Source organism: Polynucleobacter necessarius (assembly GCF_900095195.1).
GTDB classification, from domain to species: domain Bacteria; phylum Pseudomonadota; class Gammaproteobacteria; order Burkholderiales; family Burkholderiaceae; genus Polynucleobacter; species Polynucleobacter necessarius_G.
Map to the genome: position 1 here is coordinate 607,271 of NZ_LT606950.1, position 15,312 is coordinate 622,582.

Sequence of the window (15,312 nt, forward strand, 5' to 3'; positions counted from 1 at the left end):
GGCTGCAGCGGCCATGTTGCTCACCTATACCCGTGGGCATCCGTTCCCGTGGGCATCCGTTAGACTATGATCACTGGGCATCTTTGGGAAATTCAGGCTGGTCATACCAAGATTTACTGCCGTACTTCATTAAAAGTGAATGTAATGCCAATTTAACTGGGTCATTTCATGACAATAACGGCCCTCTACACGTTTCCCACCTTCAATCTGACAACCCCTATCAAGAGATTTTTATAGCTGCAGCAAAGCAAGCGGGGTTTCCGATTAGTGAAGATTTCAATGGCGAGACGCAAGAAGGTCTAGGGATCTATCAAGTTACTCACCAAAATGGTGAGCGTTGCAGTGCTGCTAGGGCTTACTTGTTTCCGCATTTGGAAAATCGTCAAAACTTGGTAGTGCAAACCTTGAGCGTATCGTGATTCAAGAAGGACGCGCGATGGGGATTTTGTACCGCCAAAATGGCGTACAAAAAGAAGCGCGCGCACGAAAAGAAGTAATTCTGTGCGCTAGAGCAATTGTTTCTCCTCAATTGCTGATGCTATCTGGCATTGGCCCTGCCGAGCATCTTCAGCAACTTCATATTCCAGTGGTTCATAACCTTCCGAGAGTCGGTCAAAATCTACAAGATCATCCAGATTTTATATTTGGCTATGAGGCAGATGATACGAATTTAATTGGCATCTCGGTTGCTGGCACCCTAAAACTCCTTAGAGAATATCAACGCTACTCAAAATCCCGCAGAGGCATGTTTGCGAGCAATTTTGCAGAGGCGGGCGGGTTTCTTAAACGGATCCCACTGTATCGGCGCCAGATATTCAATTGCACTTCGTGGTTGCATTGGTAGATGATCACGCACGTAAATTGCACATGAGTCATGGCTACTCTTGTCATGTTTGTTTATTAAGACCCCATAGTCGAGGCCAAATTACTCTTGCCAATACTGACCCGCAAGCACCGCCCCAAGGAATAGTGGCCGCTACATTCCTTGATGCTCGGTTTTTCAGGGACTGCTGGGGAGACTATATTAGTCATTACAAAATTATTGGGTTAAGCGTTGCAACAGGATTCGCCACTAGCGCAACTTGTCGCCACCTCGGGTGGAGCGGGTTCATTGGTGTAGCGCGCGATATAAGCTTTTTTGCCTTGAAGGGCGGGTTTGATCCAAACAAAGTGGCCTGAGCCAGGAGCAACCGTAATCGGTTCATCATTGAGATTCCACATGGCATCCAAAACAAGGTCTTGATTTCCCTGGGGTTCAATCACTTCAATTTTGTCACCAACAGCAAAGCGATTTTTCACATTCACTTTGACTCGCCCTGTGACTTGATCTACTTCCAGTGTTTCGCCAACATAGAGGCTTCTACCCGAGAGAGAATGACCGCGCATATAGAGCTGGTATTCCTTATCGTGATGACGCTCATAAAAACCGTCGGTATACCCACGATTGGCAAGTCCCTCTAGGTTGCCTAATAACGTGGTATTGAATGGCTTGCCTCCAACCGCATCATCAATTGCACTGCGATATGCTTGGCAAGTGCGTGCAACATAGTAGGGAGATTTAGTCCGTCCCTCAATCTTGAATGAATCCACTCCCATATTGGTGAGGTGTTCAATGTGTTCAATGGCGCGTAGGTCCTTCGAATTCATGATGTATGTGCCATGTTCATCTTCTTCCATTGGCATTGAATCATCAGGCCTTCTGGCCTCTTGAAGTAAAATTACATCACCACTTTGTGTTTGTTGGCCAGGTTTGACCTTGTAATCCCAGCGGCAGGCATTAGTGCAAGCACCCTGGTTCGAGTCGCGATGCGACATGTAGCCAGAGAGTAAACAACGACCCGAATAGGCGATGCAGAGTGCGCCATGTACAAAAACTTCCAGCTCCATTTCGGGGCAGTCCTGACGGACTTCCTTGATTTCATCAAAGGAGAGTTCGCGAGAAAGAATGACGCGGCTTATTCCAACAGAACGCCAAAATTTTGCGGAAGCACCATTTACAGTATTGGCCTGCACTGATAGGTGAATCGGCATATCGGGCCATGCTTCACGTGCCATCATGATGAGGCCAGGGTCGGACATGATCAATGCATCCGGCTTTAAGGCAACCACTGGCGACATGTCCCGAATGTAAGTGCGTGTCTTGGCACCGTGAGGCAGGAGGTTGGAAACTAAATAAAACTTTTTACCCAGATCATGTGTGGTATCGATACCTTGCTTGAGAACCTCAATCTTGCCAAAGTCATTGTTACGAACGCGTAATGAATAGCGTGGCTGACCCGCATAAATCGCATCCGCCCCAAAATCAAAGGCAGTTTCGAGCATCTGCAGGCTACCTGCGGGGGCTAATAGTTCTGGTGTTTTCATGATGTTGGTATTTTAATGCCATTAGCTTAAATATTGCCCTTGGGGTCGCGCAAGGCGATAAAACAGAGAATTATTGGGTTTTAGTCACTTTATGCCGATAGGTGACAACGGTAGGCATGGCTCGACTAAGACAGTTTTGGTGCTCTTAAGCCATTCAAGATTTAAGCCATTCAAGATTCGAGACAATAGCTATACACTGAGCTTCAGGACTGTAGTTTTTGTCAATCCATGATGCTATATGAGTGATTTAATTCGCATTTGATTCTGATGCCAACATAATGCAGTTAGCGAACCAAACATTTTATTTTGCATTATTCTTCAGCACTTTTATTGGCTTGCTGACACCCCTATATTGGGGTCGGCAGAAGCTAAACGATCAATTTAGTATTAACTACTAGCCACTTAGGCTTGTGGCTTATGCAACCTCATCTCTGAGCCTTTTTTGACTTCCTTGCTTGGCAAGTTGAATTTATTTATTGCCAATCTCATGCTGCTCGTAGGCGCCTTGTGCATCTGCTTGTTATTTAGCGCATGGAGCGGCACTATAACGAGATCAAAGCAAGCCTTTGCAGCGCTTTGGTTTACTTTTATTGCATCGGTTTACTTGTATCTTCTCAATTATGGAAGTACCAATGATCGGATTCATTTGATGAATCTGGCAATATCGGTCGCGTCTATTTGGCAGATCAGCGTTCTCTATGGGTTGAGTAAATCCGATGCTTCCCATCAGCTTAAGCTAATCATGCTTGCTGATACAGTGCAGTTGCTTGCTAGAGGAAGTCGTTCAGTAATTATGTACTTCCAAGAAATCGCAACCCTTCCATCCCTATTTCAGGAAGAAATTTTGGGGTTTGGTCTAAGGGTAATTGCCGGCCCCTCAACTATGATGGTGTGCATATTAATTGCCAATTACTATCTTGAAAAATTAATGCAAGAGCACAAAAAAGTGCCTACGCCATTGAGGACGGCTTGTTAAATAGCCTCAATTCCCTCTCAATGGTTCGCGATAACGAGACTGGCAATCACATTGTGCGAACCAAGAAGTATGTTGAAACCATTGCAAAGCGGCTACGCTCTATGAATCAATACAGCGACGAGCTCTCTGATGATTTAATTGAGGACATTACTTGAGCGGTGCCATTACACGATATTGGCAAGGTTGGCATTCCCGATTCAATTCTCAAACAGCAGGGATCTCTGACTGAGGATGAGTGGCATGTAATGAAGACTCATGCTGTTTTGGGTGAACAGGTATTAAAGGCAACCCTAATTGGGGATATTAAGCACACCTCTGTTCTGGAGGATGCGATCGGTATAGCGGGCTGCCATCATGAAAACTGGGATGGCAGTGCTTATCCTCGAGGCTTGCGGGGGCTTGATATTCCTTTGCCAGCGAGAATTATGTCTCTGGCGGATACCTATGACACCTTAATTAGTGAGCGTGTTTACAAAGATGCATGGACACACCAAATGGCCTGCGAAGAAATTCAACGTCTTAAGGGCATTCGTTTTGATCCTGCGGTGGTAGAGGCCTTTCTAATGGATCAAGACAAATTTATTGAGATTTCCCAAGCTTATAGAGATGCCGCATGACCATTAGTTATGAATTGAGCTCCAATATTCGTCGTAACTCCAGAATTATTCTGGTCACCGCTTTTATATTGGCAATCATTTTCTGTGTTAATGCCTCGTTATCTGCATACTTATTGCGTCAAAACAGTATCGACAATCATTCTGAGGAGTTGTCCAATTTAACGGTTATTTTGGCAGAGCATACCGCGCAAACGATCTTTTTAGCAAATACCGCCTTAAATAGCATCATGGATACGATTCAGCTTGAGCGAATATCAACTGAAAAAGCGTTTCGAGAATTTGCAACCAGCAAGAAGCGGTTTGAATTACTCAAGGATCGCACTCAATCCAACTCCGTTTTAGATGTTTCAACCTTTGTTGCAGACGATGGCAAAGTTTTAAACTTTTCACGCTCATTTCCTGCTCCAGATATCAACCTCGCAGATCGTGATTATTTCAAGTACCTCAGTGCCAATAATGATCAGTTTACCTATTGCAGTTTGCCCGTCCGTAACAAGGGCAATGGTAAATGGGTCTTCTACTTGGCGAAACGCGTTAATGGCCTCAACAATCAATTTTTAGGACTTGTATTGGTGGGGTTTCAGCAGAGGTCTTTTCCACTTTATATGAGCGTATTGGTAAAAATTTAGGTGATGGTGTGGCAATTTCCCTCCATCGAAATGACAAGACGCTGTTAACCCGCTGGCCTCTGGTTGTTGATGCTTTGGGCAAGGTAAACACCAATACATTTATAAATCAGTCTTTGGCAAATAAGGACATTAACGATGGCACCATTTTTACGAGTGGTGCCGGGTTTTCAAGGGGAAATGAAACCCCTGTACCGCGTATGATTTCTTGTCGAGCAGTGGAAGGTTACCCGTTTATCGTTGGCGCAGTAGAGCCTGAAGCCATTTATTTAGCTGGCTGGGATCGAAATGCCATTGGCGTATTTATTGCCACGGCATTAAGTCCCATTGCTTTATTTTCCGGCACATATTTTTTCCTGACTACCTACCGAAGTAATACCGAGAACCAATATTGTGCTCACCATGATCCTTTGACAAAACTTCCCAATAGAAAGATGAGTTTGTGATTATCTTGCCTGAGCTCAGCGCGGATGGACATGCTTTGAATGTGGCTCAAAAGATACTGAAATCTTTGCAAACTCCATTTCATATTGACGGTATATTGATTCATACCAGCGGCAGTATTGGTATAGCAATTTATCCTGATCATGGAGTTAACGAGACGGAATTGACGAATAATGCCGATATGGCAATGTATGGCGCGAAATCTTCTGGAAAGAATGCAGTGCGCGTCTACAGTCATCAAACTACGGAATCTATTACGAGAGACCTAATCTAATCCTTATTTATATGTTGGCAAGGGGTATTTTTGCTCGTCTAATTAAGGGGGGCAAAAAAGAAAAAGCCCCTAAATTGCTTTAGGAACTCTACTTATTTGGCTCCTCGACCTGGGCTCGAACCAGGGACCTACGGATTAACAGACACCATCTAGACTCTATTAAAATCGAATCTACACTATTTATTAATTAAATGACACTTATTTGGTGGATTTTTGAATATAGTTTGAACTTATAAATCAACAAGGGATTGAGGATGAAGATTGCCATTATTGGTTTGGGGAAAATGGGGCTTAATATGGCTACTAGACTATCCCTTTCCGGAATTTCAGTAGCTGGTTTCGATATAGCTTCACCATCCCCTGAGAATTTGCCACATAAAAACTTCGAAATTGCTAATTCGCTTACAGAGGCAGTTGAGTCGCTACCATCGCCTAGGATTGTTTGGCTAATGCTTCCAAGTGGTTTTCAGACTGAGGATGTAATTCTTGAATTGTCATCAATCTTATCTGCCGGTGACATTATTTTGGATGGCGCAAATTCATATTACAAGGATACCCAAAGAAGAGGTCTGGAATTAATTAATAAGGGTTTTAACTTCATTGATGTCGGTGTATCAGGGGGTATTTGGGGTTTGAATGATGGCTATTGCCTTATGGTTGGTGGTGAATCCGAAATAGCCCTAAAGCTCAGTCCGATATTCAATGCCCTTTCAACAAATGGCTCGGATGGTTGGAGTCATTTGGGGCCATTGGGGGCTGGTCATTTTGCAAAAATGATTCATAACGGTATTGAATATGGAATGATGCAGGCTTTTGCTGAGGGCCTGGAATTGACTCAATCAAAGAGACAATTTGCAATAGATACAGGAAAGTTGGTTGAGTTATGGCGCCATGGTTCTGTGGTGCGCTCATGGTTGCTAGACATGCTCTCTAAAGGAATTCACTCAAATCTTAACTTAGATGAGGTTTTGCCATATGTGCCTGACTCTGGTGAGGGCAGGTGGTTTGCAATTGAAGCAATAGAGCAAGGCATACCAACACCCGTGATTTCGCAGGCCCTTAATGCACGTTTCCAGAGTCAAAATAACTTTAATTTTGGATTCAGGATCTTATCCATTATGAGAAATGCATTTGGTGGGCATAAAATTCATAAAAAATGAAGCTCTGTATTATTAAATGTCCTTAAATTTAGCCCTCAATTCAAATTGTCTGCTTGGTGAGTCTCCCGTTTGGAGTCCGGTTGATCAATCTATTTATTTTATTGACACTAAAAAAATGTCCATTAATAGGTTTTGTATTTCGAATAGTCTTTTTGAGACTATTCCCACCCCATCAGAGATTGGATGCATTGTTTTAAAGCGGGGTGGAGGTATCGTTGCGGCTATGCAAAGTGGACTTGCATTTGTAGATTTCACCGTTAAAGAATATGCATTCTTTTGCACTATCGATAGCGATATTCTCACAAACAGGCCAAATGATGGTAAATGTGATGGCGCTGGTAGACTTTGGGTTGCCTCCATGGACAATAAAGAAGTCAGCTCATCAGGGCGGCTTTGGAAGGTATCCCCAACTACTGCACCAGAAATAGTGGATTCAAATTTTGTAATTGGAAATGGAATTGATTGGAGTCCTGATTCCAAAAAAATGTATTTTACTGATAGTGTCAATAGAGCTATTTATATCTATGATTTTGATTTGGGAAGTGGAACTATCGGCAACAAAGAAATGTTTGTAAAAATTCCTGAGGATGATGGATTTCCAGACGGTTTAGTTGTAGACGGCCAGGGATTTGTCTGGAGCGCACATTGGGATGGATGGCGAGTAACTAGATATGCGCTAGATGGGTCTATCGATAAGGTGGTTAATTTACCTGTACCAAGGCCAACTTCTTTGGCTTTTGGAGGGGCAAATCTTTCAAGTCTCTTTATCACCTCTGCTAGCTACGGTTTATCTTCTGCCGAGCTAATGAATGCACCATTGTCCGGGGGGTTATTTGTCTATGATTCAACTGTCTCTGGCCGTCTCAGCAATCAATATATAGCTGAAATTTCATGATTTATTTAGTGATGGGTGTGAGTGGCTGTGGAAAAACAACTACTGGGCTAAATTTGGCTTCTCGACTTGATGCCATTTTTTTAGATGCCGATAGCTTTCACTCTGAATCTAATCTTTCCAAGATGGCGAAAGGAATTCCCTTAACAGATGAGGATAGAGAGCCATGGTTAGCGAAATTAAATTCTAAATTAATTAAAGCCACCATGAACAGCAAAAATATTGTTTTAGCATGTTCAGCTTTAAAAGATTCTTATAGAAAATCGTTGCTCAGCAATATTGAGAGTTACCTAATAATCTATCTCAAGGCTGATATTTCCTTACTTGAGCGAAGACAGTCCGAGAGGAAAAATCATTTTTTTAATCCAAAACTATTATTCTCCCAAATAGCAATATTGGAGGAGCCAAAAGAAAATTTTATTGAATTGGATGCCAGCAAATCCACCCAAGATATTGTTGAGGAAATTTTTTGCAAGCTAGTATAAGAATAATATATTTAAGTTGATTTAGACTTGGATGAATACTCCGATGATGAACATGACTTTTTAGCTGCTTATTTAACTTAATTGATACTAGGTTGATTTAATTAGGCATTTCCAATGCACCTATCTTCTCCGATTCCCTTCCATCAGGCGATACAAATATTATTTTGATGTCTGTTATAGGCTCATCAGTAGTCTCTAAGATATTGGTTTGTTTGGGTCGGCCATCTAATCTGTCTGCAAGCTCTTTAATTGCCCAAGGCTCACCACGAGAAGCCAAGTCAAGCAGTTTCTCTATAGAGGCTCTTAATCGTTTTCCGTCATCTTGGGCTATTGCTTTCCTTAAGGCATCATTCCACATTCTTCCTTTTTGAGCATTATGGTTTCCTATAGGTGCGCCAGCCATGTCTTACCTTATTTGGGGTGTAGTAGGGGAATAAAGATTTGGGTCTTTATGATTAAAAAATGGTACGGCAACCTGCCAATACCAACAAAGCATCATGGGCCCTACAGTAGAACCGAATCAAAACCTTCTTTGCTAATGTATTCAATCCATCCATTAGTTAGATACGGTGATAGATGAACCTCCCCATAAGCCCAATCCATCTTTTTGTGAATTTTCATTAGATTGCCGATAAATTCAGATCGCTCAATATGAGTCGGTATTCCTAGTGCTAAGTGAAGGTGAAGCCTTTTTTCAATGTCACCTTTTTCGACACAGCAGATTGAATTTAATCGCTCATATCCAACTCGATATTTTCGTTTGAGTATTCTTTCATTTAGCCGCTTTCTAAGCCAATGTCCTGATTTCTCCGCTTGCTCTATAGAGTTATTTATTTGATGAATGGAGTGCCTCTTCTTTAGGTTTACTGTCACTGCAAGGTCAAATGGGCCTTGTTTAGCTAGAAATTCAGTAACTTTTTGTGAGGATGGTTTGCGGAAATTGTTGTGCATTCAAAACCTTTTTGAATTCTGAATATGAATTTTTCCAATCTCTATGACTGCATAGTCAAAACACTCCTAGTTAATCAAAACTCGTCAAGCAGGCATTAATAAGGCTGAATTTTTTATGAGGAATGGTTTGTTTTTTTGAATAAACCATTGTGCAGCCTGGAAAGGCTGGGGAAGATGTGGCTTCGCCCATAAGCATGCTCGTTACTATGCCGGTAAGGATGCTGATGGCAAATCGATCTTTAAATCCAAAAATAAACCGTATGCTCCAGCAACAATTAATCGCTACGCAGCAGCTATTAGTGCATTGTTTACATGGTGCATTAAAAGACGAATCGCACCTAAACGCTGGGAGCACCCTCGCAAAGCAATTGAGCGTAGACCTGAAAACAATGAAATTGTTCGCTTCTTAAGCGATAGTGAACGACATGCTCTTTTGCAAGCTTGCAGGGAGTCAAAACTATATCTGTTAACGTTCTGGGCATTACAACCGGAGCTCGCAAGGGTGAGCTCAAAGGATTGCGATGGTCAGATATCAATCTTGAGAGAGGGGAAGCGTATTTAGCCATTACAAAAAACGGAAACCGTAAGACCTTACCTTTACTGCCAACAATCATTGAAGAAATGATGAAATTTGAACAGCCCCTGAATCAACACATTTTTGCCTCAAAGAGAATGCCTGATAGGCCTTATAACCATGAGGATAGATGGAAGCAGGCCCTTAAGAAAGCCAAAGTGTCCGTTACTACAACATTTGGTGCAATAAATGAGTCAAACACAAAAAAGCTTAGATTCATTAATAAGTCTTGAGGCTTATAGGAGTTATTAGAAAGCTCTTCAATCGCAAAGAAGATGTGATCCTCATCAACCTCATTTAAGGGGAGGGTCCCAAGTTTCACTTGCCAACAAGCAATACGCTGAGCAAGCGACTTATCATTGCCTTGATAGCAGGCCATGTAGGCATTAATTGCTTGGGAGATGGTGATATTGCCGTTACCCTCAGAAAGGGCGGTAAGGCTTGTTTTAGGACTTGTGGTGCCGGAAATCACCGACAAGCTCGCAAACGGAACATCTAAAGACTCGTAACGATTCATTTTTAACTCCAATTTAGGTGACCGCTTTTTCACCAGCGGACTAAAGTGGGAGTCTTAAAAGCCCCGTTACTATAAGGTATTTGGCTCCTCGACCTGGGCTCGAACCAGGGACCTACGGATTAACAGTCCGGCGCTCTACCGACTGAGCTATCGAGGAATAAGCCGACATTGTAGCAAGATGCAATCACTACTTCCCACTTCCATAGAGATCCCTAAAGTACTGACCATTGCTGGCTCTGACAGTGGTGGAGCGGCAGGGGTTCAGGCCGATCTCGAGGTGATCACCGCACTGGGCGGCTATGGCATGTCTGTCATCACGGCGATTACTGCTCAAAATACCCTCGGGGTGTCGCGTATTCAGGATGTTGCTGTAGAGGTGGTTGAGGCACAAATCGATGCCGTATTGACAGACATTGGCGCAGATATTGTCAAGATTGGCATGTTGGCGAGCCCAGAAATTGTGAAAACGGTCGCACACAGCCTGCGTAAGCATGGCATCAAACGGATTGTTCTGGATCCTGTGCTATCTATGTGCAACTTCTGGCGCAAGTTTTGGTGGTGACGATACTGCTCAAGCGATGATCGCGCATTTGTTTCCCATAGCAACGTTGATCACACCAAATTTAGATGAAGCTTCTTTATTGTTAGGCTGTGACATTCTGGGTCCGGAGGATTTCCAATCAGCCGCACACGAATTGTTGGACATGGGTCCACAAGAAGTCCTGATCAAAGGCGGCCATCTAGATGCTACGCATACCCAAATTACCGATTACTTGATGTGGCGTTCTGTTGAAGATAATCTGGAAGTTATTCAAACGAAAGAATTTAAACACTATCGCGTTAATACTCCGAACACACACGGTACGGGTTGTTCGCTTGCATCGGCGATCGCTACATATCTAGCCGATGATCACGATCTGACCCACGCTGTTGCTAAAGCCATTGCCTATGTGGAGGCGGGTTTAGAAGCAGGGCGTTTCTTGAGCATTGGCGATGGTCCTGGGCCCTTATGGCATATGCATGATTTCTATCCAACAGCCTTGTTGGATGAAAAAGATCGGTAATAACAACCCTGATTTAGAGCTTATGCCTGCATCAGTGCTTGAAGGTGTTGCACAGCAGCTTTAGGGTCTTTGGCCTGTGTAATTGCTCGAACAACAGCAACTGACCCAGCGCCACTTTTAGCTACCGCATGAATACTCTCTTGATCAATACCGCCAATTGCGACTAATGGGTAGTGACTCATGAGTTTGGCATATTGGTAAAGTCTTCCTAGTCCCTGAGGTGCTGTTGGCATCTTTTTGAGGGTGGTAGCAAAGATAGCACCCATTGCACTATAACTGGGACAAAAGCGATCGGCATAAGCCATCTCGGCATAGCCATGCGTGCTAATGCCTAATCACAAGCCAGCATCCCGAATCTTTTCAAGGTCGGCGGTTTCAAGATCCTGTTGATCTAGGTGAACACCGTAAGCTTCCGCGTTAATCGCTTCTTGCCAATAATCATTAATGAAGAGCAAGGTTTTGCTACCTTGTGTCGCATTCACCGCTTCTTTAATCTGGCGACGAATTTTGAAACGATCTTCTGCTTTGAAACGTAATTGCACAGTAGGAAGTTCCGCATCAACCATCCGTTTTACCCAATCCACATCGGGCATTACGCCATTTAGCCCAAGGCGCTTCGGACATTCTTTAAACGCATTGGGATTCATATTGCGAGTCCATGGCAACAAATCAAAGTGCTCAAGCCTGCTAGGCCATTTAAAGGGGTTAAAGCCGCCATCCTGTGTGGTCATGCGAGACCATGCCTTACCAAGCACCTTGGCATCTGCTTCGATAAAACCCATTTCCACTGCTGCAAGGCCGCCCGCCATTTCATAGTGATCGGCCGCGGCTTCATTGTCAATCTGCGGCGAAGGAGAGCTCATCGAAAATGGCGGAATTGGAATACATAAATCATCATTTTGATGAGCTTGGATGATTTGATCGGCAAGGTCGCGTATGAGGCTCATGTCCTAGTCCTTAGGCTTGATGCCAAAATGGTTTGCCCACTAAGGGGGTGATGGCTTGCGCAGATTCTTGAGGCTTCATTGCGCCAGAGAGATAGGCGGTACGGCCTGCTTCGACAGAGGTAGCAAATGCTTTTGCCATAGCAACGGGATCATTTGATAGTGCCACTGCAGTATTGAGTAACACCCCATCAAAACCCAATTCCATAACGGCGCATGCGTGGGAAGGTAAGCCCAGACCAGCATCCACAATGAGTGGTACGTTCAAACGATCGCGCAGTAACTTCATGGCGTATGGGTTAAGTAGGACCCTGTTCAGTGCCTATTGGCGCAGCCCATGGCATTACCGCTTGGCAACCAACATCCACTAAACGTTGGCACAAAATTAAATCTTCAGTGCAATACGGCAATACCTTAAAACCCTCTTTAATCAGTATCTCAGCAGTTTGTACGAGACGTAGGGTATCGGGTTGCAGGGTGTAATCATCACCAATGAGTTCCAATTTAATCCAATCGGTCTCAAAGACTTCGCGTGCCATATGCGCAGTGGTGATGACTTCTTGTGGACTATGACAGCAGCAGTATTTGGTAAAACGGGCACTGCCATTTTTTTGAGTAAATCCCAAAATCCGTTGTGTGCTTCGGTAGTGCTAGTGCCATGACGGCGCAGACTGACCGTAATCATGGCTGGACGAGAGGTCTCTACCGCATCTTCTAGTACTTGTGGTGAAGGATAGCGCGAGGCTCCCAATAGCACTTCACCTTCAAAATTTGCAGCTCACTTAGTAGTGCATCTAGCAACTGACGATTATCGAGTTGACCCTCGTTCTGCAACAACAATCCCTGGGTAAAGCGATCTGCTACACCAGGCTCTATAGTTCGCAATTGAGCGCTATCGAGTTTTTGAGGGAGGCTTAATAGTGGATTGTGGCGACAGTTCGTCTCTAAGTGACTGGTAAAGCGCGCTGCCTCATGGGCATCTTGCCGATGCCACAAAATTAAGGTGCCATCTTGTTGAAAAAATATAGGCTTTAACAATGTATCAATCAGCTCTTTCCATCGAGGTAGGCTGTAGGTGCCCATGCGCACCACAGAATCTTCGGTAATGGCAGATCCTGCGAGTGGCGCCAGTATTGCAGCAGCAATGCGCGCTGCAGCACCATCAGCATTTGAATCTCCCTGATCATAAAGATCAATCTTAGCCCCACAACGAGCTTAGCCCCACAACGAGCAAGGGCAACCGCCAACAACCGACCCATGAGGCCGGCGCCAACAATTGCATATCTGCTATTCATGGGGCTGCCTGAACTCATGATGCTACTGGTAAATCTCACTTCCGCGTTTGCGGAACTCTGCAGACATTTCTTCCACGCCCTTAGCTGCGCTGGCAGCATCTGTCGCTTGTGCGATCAGGATCACTTTGCCTCCTTGGGTAGGATTGCCATCTGTATCTAAGCTAGCCGCATAGTCACGCATTTCTTGGGTGATTTTCATCGAACAGAACTTCGGTCCGCACATTGAGCAGAGGTGCGCAATCTTCGCACCTTCAGCGGGTAGGGTCGCGTCGTGATACTCGCGGGCATGCTCTGGGTCTAAGCCAAGATTAAATTGATTTTCCCAGCGGAACTCGAAGCGTGCTTTGGAGAGGGCGTTATCGCGCACCTGCGCACCAGGCAAACCCTTGGCTAAGTCAGCGCCGTGAGCCGCGATCTTGTAGGGATGATGCCTTCACGCACATCTTCCTTATCGGGCAAGCCTAAATGCTCTTTAGGGGTGACATAGCACAACATTGCGGTGCCATACCAACCAATTTGCGCTGCACCATTACCACTAGTAATGTGGTCATAACCTGGTGCGATATCCGTAATCAGTGGTCCTAGCGTATAAAACGGTGCTTCCAAGAATGCTTCAGTTCTTCCGTCATGTTTTCTTCAATACGTTGCATTGGACGTGACCAGGGCCTTCAATCATGACTTGGACGTCGTGTTTCCAGGCCTTGGCAGTTAATTCACCCAAGGTATGCAGTTCGCCAAACTGAGCGGCATCATTGGAGTCGGCAATACAGCCAGGACGCAAGTCGTCACCTAAACTGAAGGAGACGTCGTAGGTTTTCATGATCTCGCAAATTTCATCAAACTTCGTATAGAGAAAGTTTTCTTTGTGATGCGCCAGACACCACTTGGCCATGATGGAGCCGCCACGCGAGACAATACCCGTGATGCGATCTGCCGTCGGTGGTACATATCGCAACAAAACGCCAGCATGAATGGTGAAGTAATCCACACCTTGTTCGGCTTGTTCAATCAACGTATCGCGGAACGTTTCCCAGGCGAGATCTTCGGCGATACCACCAGTTTTATCCAACGCTTGATAAATTGGAACGGTACCAATTGGTACGGGGGAGTTTCGAATAATCCACTCACGCGCCTCATGAATATGTTTACCCGTAGAAAGATCCATGCTGGTGTCTGCACTCCAGCGGATGGACCATACCATCTTTTCAACCTCCTCATTAATGGAAGAGGTCACGGCGGAGTTACCCAGGTTGCCGTTGATCTTGACGCGGAAGTTGCGACCAATAATCATTGGCTCGAGTTCGGAGTGATTAATGTTGGCAGGAATAATGGCCCGTCCTGCAGCAATTTCCGAGCGTACAAACTCGCCCGTAATAACCTCTGGCAAGTTTGCGCCATAGCCCTTACCGGGGTGCTGTTTCAGTAATTGCTTGTACGCAGGGTCTTTGCGCGGTTGCTCTAAGCCCATGGACTCACGCAAGGCAACATATTCCATTTCTGGCGTAATGATGCCTTTGCGGGCGTAATGCATTTGGCTGACGTTATGTCCTGCCTTTGCCACCCGCGATGCGCTGATGTGCGCAAAGCGTAAGTTTTTGGTTGCTTCATCTTTTGATCATGCTACACCGTATTCAGATCTAGGACCAGCGAGTTGTTCAGTGTCATTGCGTTCCTGAATCCACGCAATCTCGTAAACGTGGCAACCCTTTTTCGAGATTAATCACAATTTCAGGATCGCTATAAGGACCGGATGTGTCGTATACTGGAACCGGAGGATTGGGAACCAATTCTTCGCCAACACGAGTGGGAAGTTGTTCAATCATGCGAACCGGCGCTTTGATATCAGCACGCGATCCTTGAAGATACGTTTTAGTAGAAGCAGGGTATGCAAATTTTTGACCGAAGTCACGCTCTAAGCTTTTTAAGCTTGGAATTCCATGTTTGGTTTTTGAATGACCTGTGCTCATGTCCATCTCCGAATAATGTTCGATGGACGAAACCGGGTGTTGGTCTGATGTAACTCCCCACGCCAGCATTACCTGGATCGGGTTCGAGGGTCTTTCTCAACGCCTTTTATCAAAACTGCAAAAGGGCACCCCTGTTTCATCCTTAAGGGGGATTTAACCACG

At 44.7% G+C, this 15,312-nt stretch carries 16 protein-coding genes, 1 tRNA gene, 5 pseudogenes and 1 riboswitch; of the genes and pseudogenes, 13 read left to right on the top strand and 9 right to left on the bottom strand.

Going from position 1 to position 15,312, the window contains the following annotated elements:
* Positions 1-32 precede the first annotated feature (32 nt).
* A pseudogene (locus tag BQ1619_RS09665) lies at positions 33-844 on the top strand (GMC family oxidoreductase).
* 203 nt (positions 845-1,047) lie between these two features.
* Here BQ1619_RS09665 and trhP read toward each other — a convergent pair.
* A complete protein-coding gene (trhP, locus tag BQ1619_RS03435; RefSeq protein WP_114662286.1) occupies positions 1,048-2,367 on the bottom strand; it encodes a prephenate-dependent tRNA uridine(34) hydroxylase TrhP in 1,320 nt (439 codons plus the stop codon).
* A 439-nt stretch (positions 2,368-2,806) separates the two neighbouring features.
* Between trhP and BQ1619_RS03440 the strand changes: the two genes are divergently transcribed.
* The 9 genes from BQ1619_RS03440 (at position 2,807) to BQ1619_RS03475 (ending at position 7,838) form a co-directional block, all read left to right on the top strand.
* The gene (locus BQ1619_RS03440) at positions 2,807-3,340 is read left to right on the top strand and encodes a hypothetical protein (protein ID WP_162784586.1); all 534 of its coding nucleotides are present in this window, start codon (positions 2,807-2,809) and stop codon (positions 3,338-3,340) included.
* The gene (locus tag BQ1619_RS08630; protein WP_162784587.1) at positions 3,334-3,495 is read left to right on the top strand and encodes a hypothetical protein; all 162 of its coding nucleotides are present in this window, start codon (positions 3,334-3,336) and stop codon (positions 3,493-3,495) included. The genes BQ1619_RS03440 and BQ1619_RS08630 overlap by 7 nt, the downstream gene beginning before the upstream one ends.
* Positions 3,496-3,498: 3 nt before the next feature.
* Positions 3,499-3,957 (top strand): HD-GYP domain-containing protein, encoded by a 459-nt coding sequence (locus tag BQ1619_RS03445; RefSeq protein ID WP_114662289.1) that lies wholly within the window; start codon positions 3,499-3,501, stop codon positions 3,955-3,957.
* Positions 3,954-4,586: a PDC sensor domain-containing protein gene (locus tag BQ1619_RS03450; protein ID WP_114662291.1), complete on the top strand. Its 633-nt coding sequence runs from the start codon at positions 3,954-3,956 to the stop codon at positions 4,584-4,586. Before BQ1619_RS03445 ends, BQ1619_RS03450 begins: the two co-directional genes overlap by 4 nt.
* 8 nt (positions 4,587-4,594) lie before the next feature.
* Positions 4,595-5,029, top strand: coding sequence for a PDC sensor domain-containing protein (locus BQ1619_RS03455; RefSeq protein ID WP_114662292.1), 435 nt, complete (start codon positions 4,595-4,597; stop codon positions 5,027-5,029).
* The gene (locus BQ1619_RS03460) at positions 5,026-5,301 is read left to right on the top strand and encodes a diguanylate cyclase domain-containing protein (RefSeq protein ID WP_114662294.1); all 276 of its coding nucleotides are present in this window, start codon (positions 5,026-5,028) and stop codon (positions 5,299-5,301) included. Before BQ1619_RS03455 ends, BQ1619_RS03460 begins: the two co-directional genes overlap by 4 nt.
* 254 nt (positions 5,302-5,555) lie before the next feature.
* Positions 5,556-6,461 (top strand): phosphogluconate dehydrogenase (NAD(+)-dependent, decarboxylating), encoded by a 906-nt coding sequence (gene gnd / locus BQ1619_RS03465; RefSeq protein WP_114662296.1) that lies wholly within the window; start codon positions 5,556-5,558, stop codon positions 6,459-6,461.
* Between the two features lie 16 nt (positions 6,462-6,477).
* Positions 6,478-7,356 carry an SMP-30/gluconolactonase/LRE family protein gene (locus tag BQ1619_RS03470; protein WP_114662298.1) on the top strand — a complete coding sequence of 293 codons (879 nt, stop codon included), beginning with the start codon at positions 6,478-6,480 and terminating at the stop codon, positions 7,354-7,356.
* Positions 7,353-7,838 carry a gluconokinase gene (locus tag BQ1619_RS03475; RefSeq protein WP_114662300.1) on the top strand — a complete coding sequence of 162 codons (486 nt, stop codon included), beginning with the start codon at positions 7,353-7,355 and terminating at the stop codon, positions 7,836-7,838. The genes BQ1619_RS03470 and BQ1619_RS03475 overlap by 4 nt, the downstream gene beginning before the upstream one ends.
* A gap of 97 nt (positions 7,839-7,935) precedes the next feature.
* On the opposite strand, the gene BQ1619_RS03480 is transcribed toward BQ1619_RS03475, so the two are convergent.
* Together BQ1619_RS03480 and BQ1619_RS03485 are read right to left on the bottom strand one after the other, a co-directional pair.
* A complete protein-coding gene (locus BQ1619_RS03480; RefSeq protein ID WP_114662302.1) occupies positions 7,936-8,241 on the bottom strand; it encodes a hypothetical protein in 306 nt (101 codons plus the stop codon).
* A 101-nt stretch (positions 8,242-8,342) separates the two neighbouring features.
* A complete protein-coding gene (locus tag BQ1619_RS03485) occupies positions 8,343-8,789 on the bottom strand; it encodes a hypothetical protein (protein WP_114662304.1) in 447 nt (148 codons plus the stop codon).
* A 516-nt stretch (positions 8,790-9,305) separates the two neighbouring features.
* On the opposite strand from BQ1619_RS03485, the pseudogene BQ1619_RS10600 reads away from it, so the two are divergent.
* A pseudogene (locus BQ1619_RS10600) lies at positions 9,306-9,467 on the top strand (hypothetical protein); the annotation flags it as partial.
* Between the two features lie 8 nt (positions 9,468-9,475).
* Here the strand turns inward: BQ1619_RS10600 and BQ1619_RS09670 are convergent.
* Together BQ1619_RS09670 and BQ1619_RS03500 are read right to left on the bottom strand one after the other, a co-directional pair.
* A complete protein-coding gene (locus BQ1619_RS09670; protein ID WP_231968472.1) occupies positions 9,476-9,880 on the bottom strand; it encodes a hypothetical protein in 405 nt (134 codons plus the stop codon).
* Positions 9,881-9,961: 81 nt separating this feature from the next.
* A tRNA-Asn gene (locus BQ1619_RS03500) sits at positions 9,962-10,037 on the bottom strand.
* 21 nt (positions 10,038-10,058) lie between these two features.
* Here BQ1619_RS03500 and BQ1619_RS10235 point away from each other — a divergent pair.
* Positions 10,059-10,442 (top strand): bifunctional hydroxymethylpyrimidine kinase/phosphomethylpyrimidine kinase, encoded by a 384-nt coding sequence (locus BQ1619_RS10235; protein WP_269460067.1) that lies wholly within the window; start codon positions 10,059-10,061, stop codon positions 10,440-10,442.
* Entirely contained in the window at positions 10,387-10,944 is a 558-nt protein-coding gene (thiD, locus tag BQ1619_RS10240; RefSeq protein ID WP_269460068.1) for a bifunctional hydroxymethylpyrimidine kinase/phosphomethylpyrimidine kinase, read from the top strand. Before BQ1619_RS10235 ends, thiD begins: the two co-directional genes overlap by 56 nt.
* A gap of 20 nt (positions 10,945-10,964) precedes the next feature.
* On the opposite strand, the pseudogene BQ1619_RS10410 reads toward thiD, so the two are convergent.
* From BQ1619_RS10410 to thiC, 4 genes and pseudogenes are all read right to left on the bottom strand, one after another.
* Positions 10,965-11,891: pseudogene (locus tag BQ1619_RS10410) on the bottom strand (thiamine phosphate synthase).
* A gap of 10 nt (positions 11,892-11,901) precedes the next feature.
* Positions 11,902-12,645 (bottom strand): annotated as a pseudogene (locus BQ1619_RS03515) (thiazole synthase).
* The gene (locus BQ1619_RS03520; RefSeq protein ID WP_331851908.1) at positions 12,603-13,085 is read right to left on the bottom strand and encodes an FAD-dependent oxidoreductase; all 483 of its coding nucleotides are present in this window, start codon (positions 13,083-13,085) and stop codon (positions 12,603-12,605) included. The pseudogene BQ1619_RS03515 and the gene BQ1619_RS03520 overlap by 43 nt, the downstream one beginning before the upstream one ends.
* Positions 13,086-13,205: 120 nt before the next feature.
* A pseudogene (gene thiC / locus BQ1619_RS03525) lies at positions 13,206-15,150 on the bottom strand (phosphomethylpyrimidine synthase ThiC).
* Positions 15,151-15,187: 37 nt separating this feature from the next.
* Positions 15,188-15,293, bottom strand: a riboswitch (TPP riboswitch).
* Positions 15,294-15,312: the final 19 nt, after the last annotated feature.

Excerpts from the sequence above, each read along its gene's own strand:
- BQ1619_RS03450 (WP_114662291.1), top strand. The coding sequence starts at position 3,954 with ATGACCATTAGTTATGAATTGAGCTCCAATATTCGTCGTAACTCCAGA.
- gnd (WP_114662296.1), top strand. The coding sequence starts at position 5,556 with ATGAAGATTGCCATTATTGGTTTGGGGAAAATGGGGCTTAATATGGCT.
- BQ1619_RS03470 (WP_114662298.1), top strand. The coding sequence starts at position 6,478 with ATGTCCTTAAATTTAGCCCTCAATTCAAATTGTCTGCTTGGTGAGTCT.
- BQ1619_RS03475 (WP_114662300.1), top strand. The coding sequence starts at position 7,353 with ATGATTTATTTAGTGATGGGTGTGAGTGGCTGTGGAAAAACAACTACT.
- BQ1619_RS03480 (WP_114662302.1), bottom strand. The coding sequence starts at position 8,241 with ATGGCTGGCGCACCTATAGGAAACCATAATGCTCAAAAAGGAAGAATG.
- BQ1619_RS03485 (WP_114662304.1), bottom strand. The coding sequence starts at position 8,789 with ATGCACAACAATTTCCGCAAACCATCCTCACAAAAAGTTACTGAATTT.
- BQ1619_RS09670 (WP_231968472.1), bottom strand. The coding sequence starts at position 9,880 with ATGAATCGTTACGAGTCTTTAGATGTTCCGTTTGCGAGCTTGTCGGTG.
- BQ1619_RS10235 (WP_269460067.1), top strand. The coding sequence starts at position 10,059 with ATGCAATCACTACTTCCCACTTCCATAGAGATCCCTAAAGTACTGACC.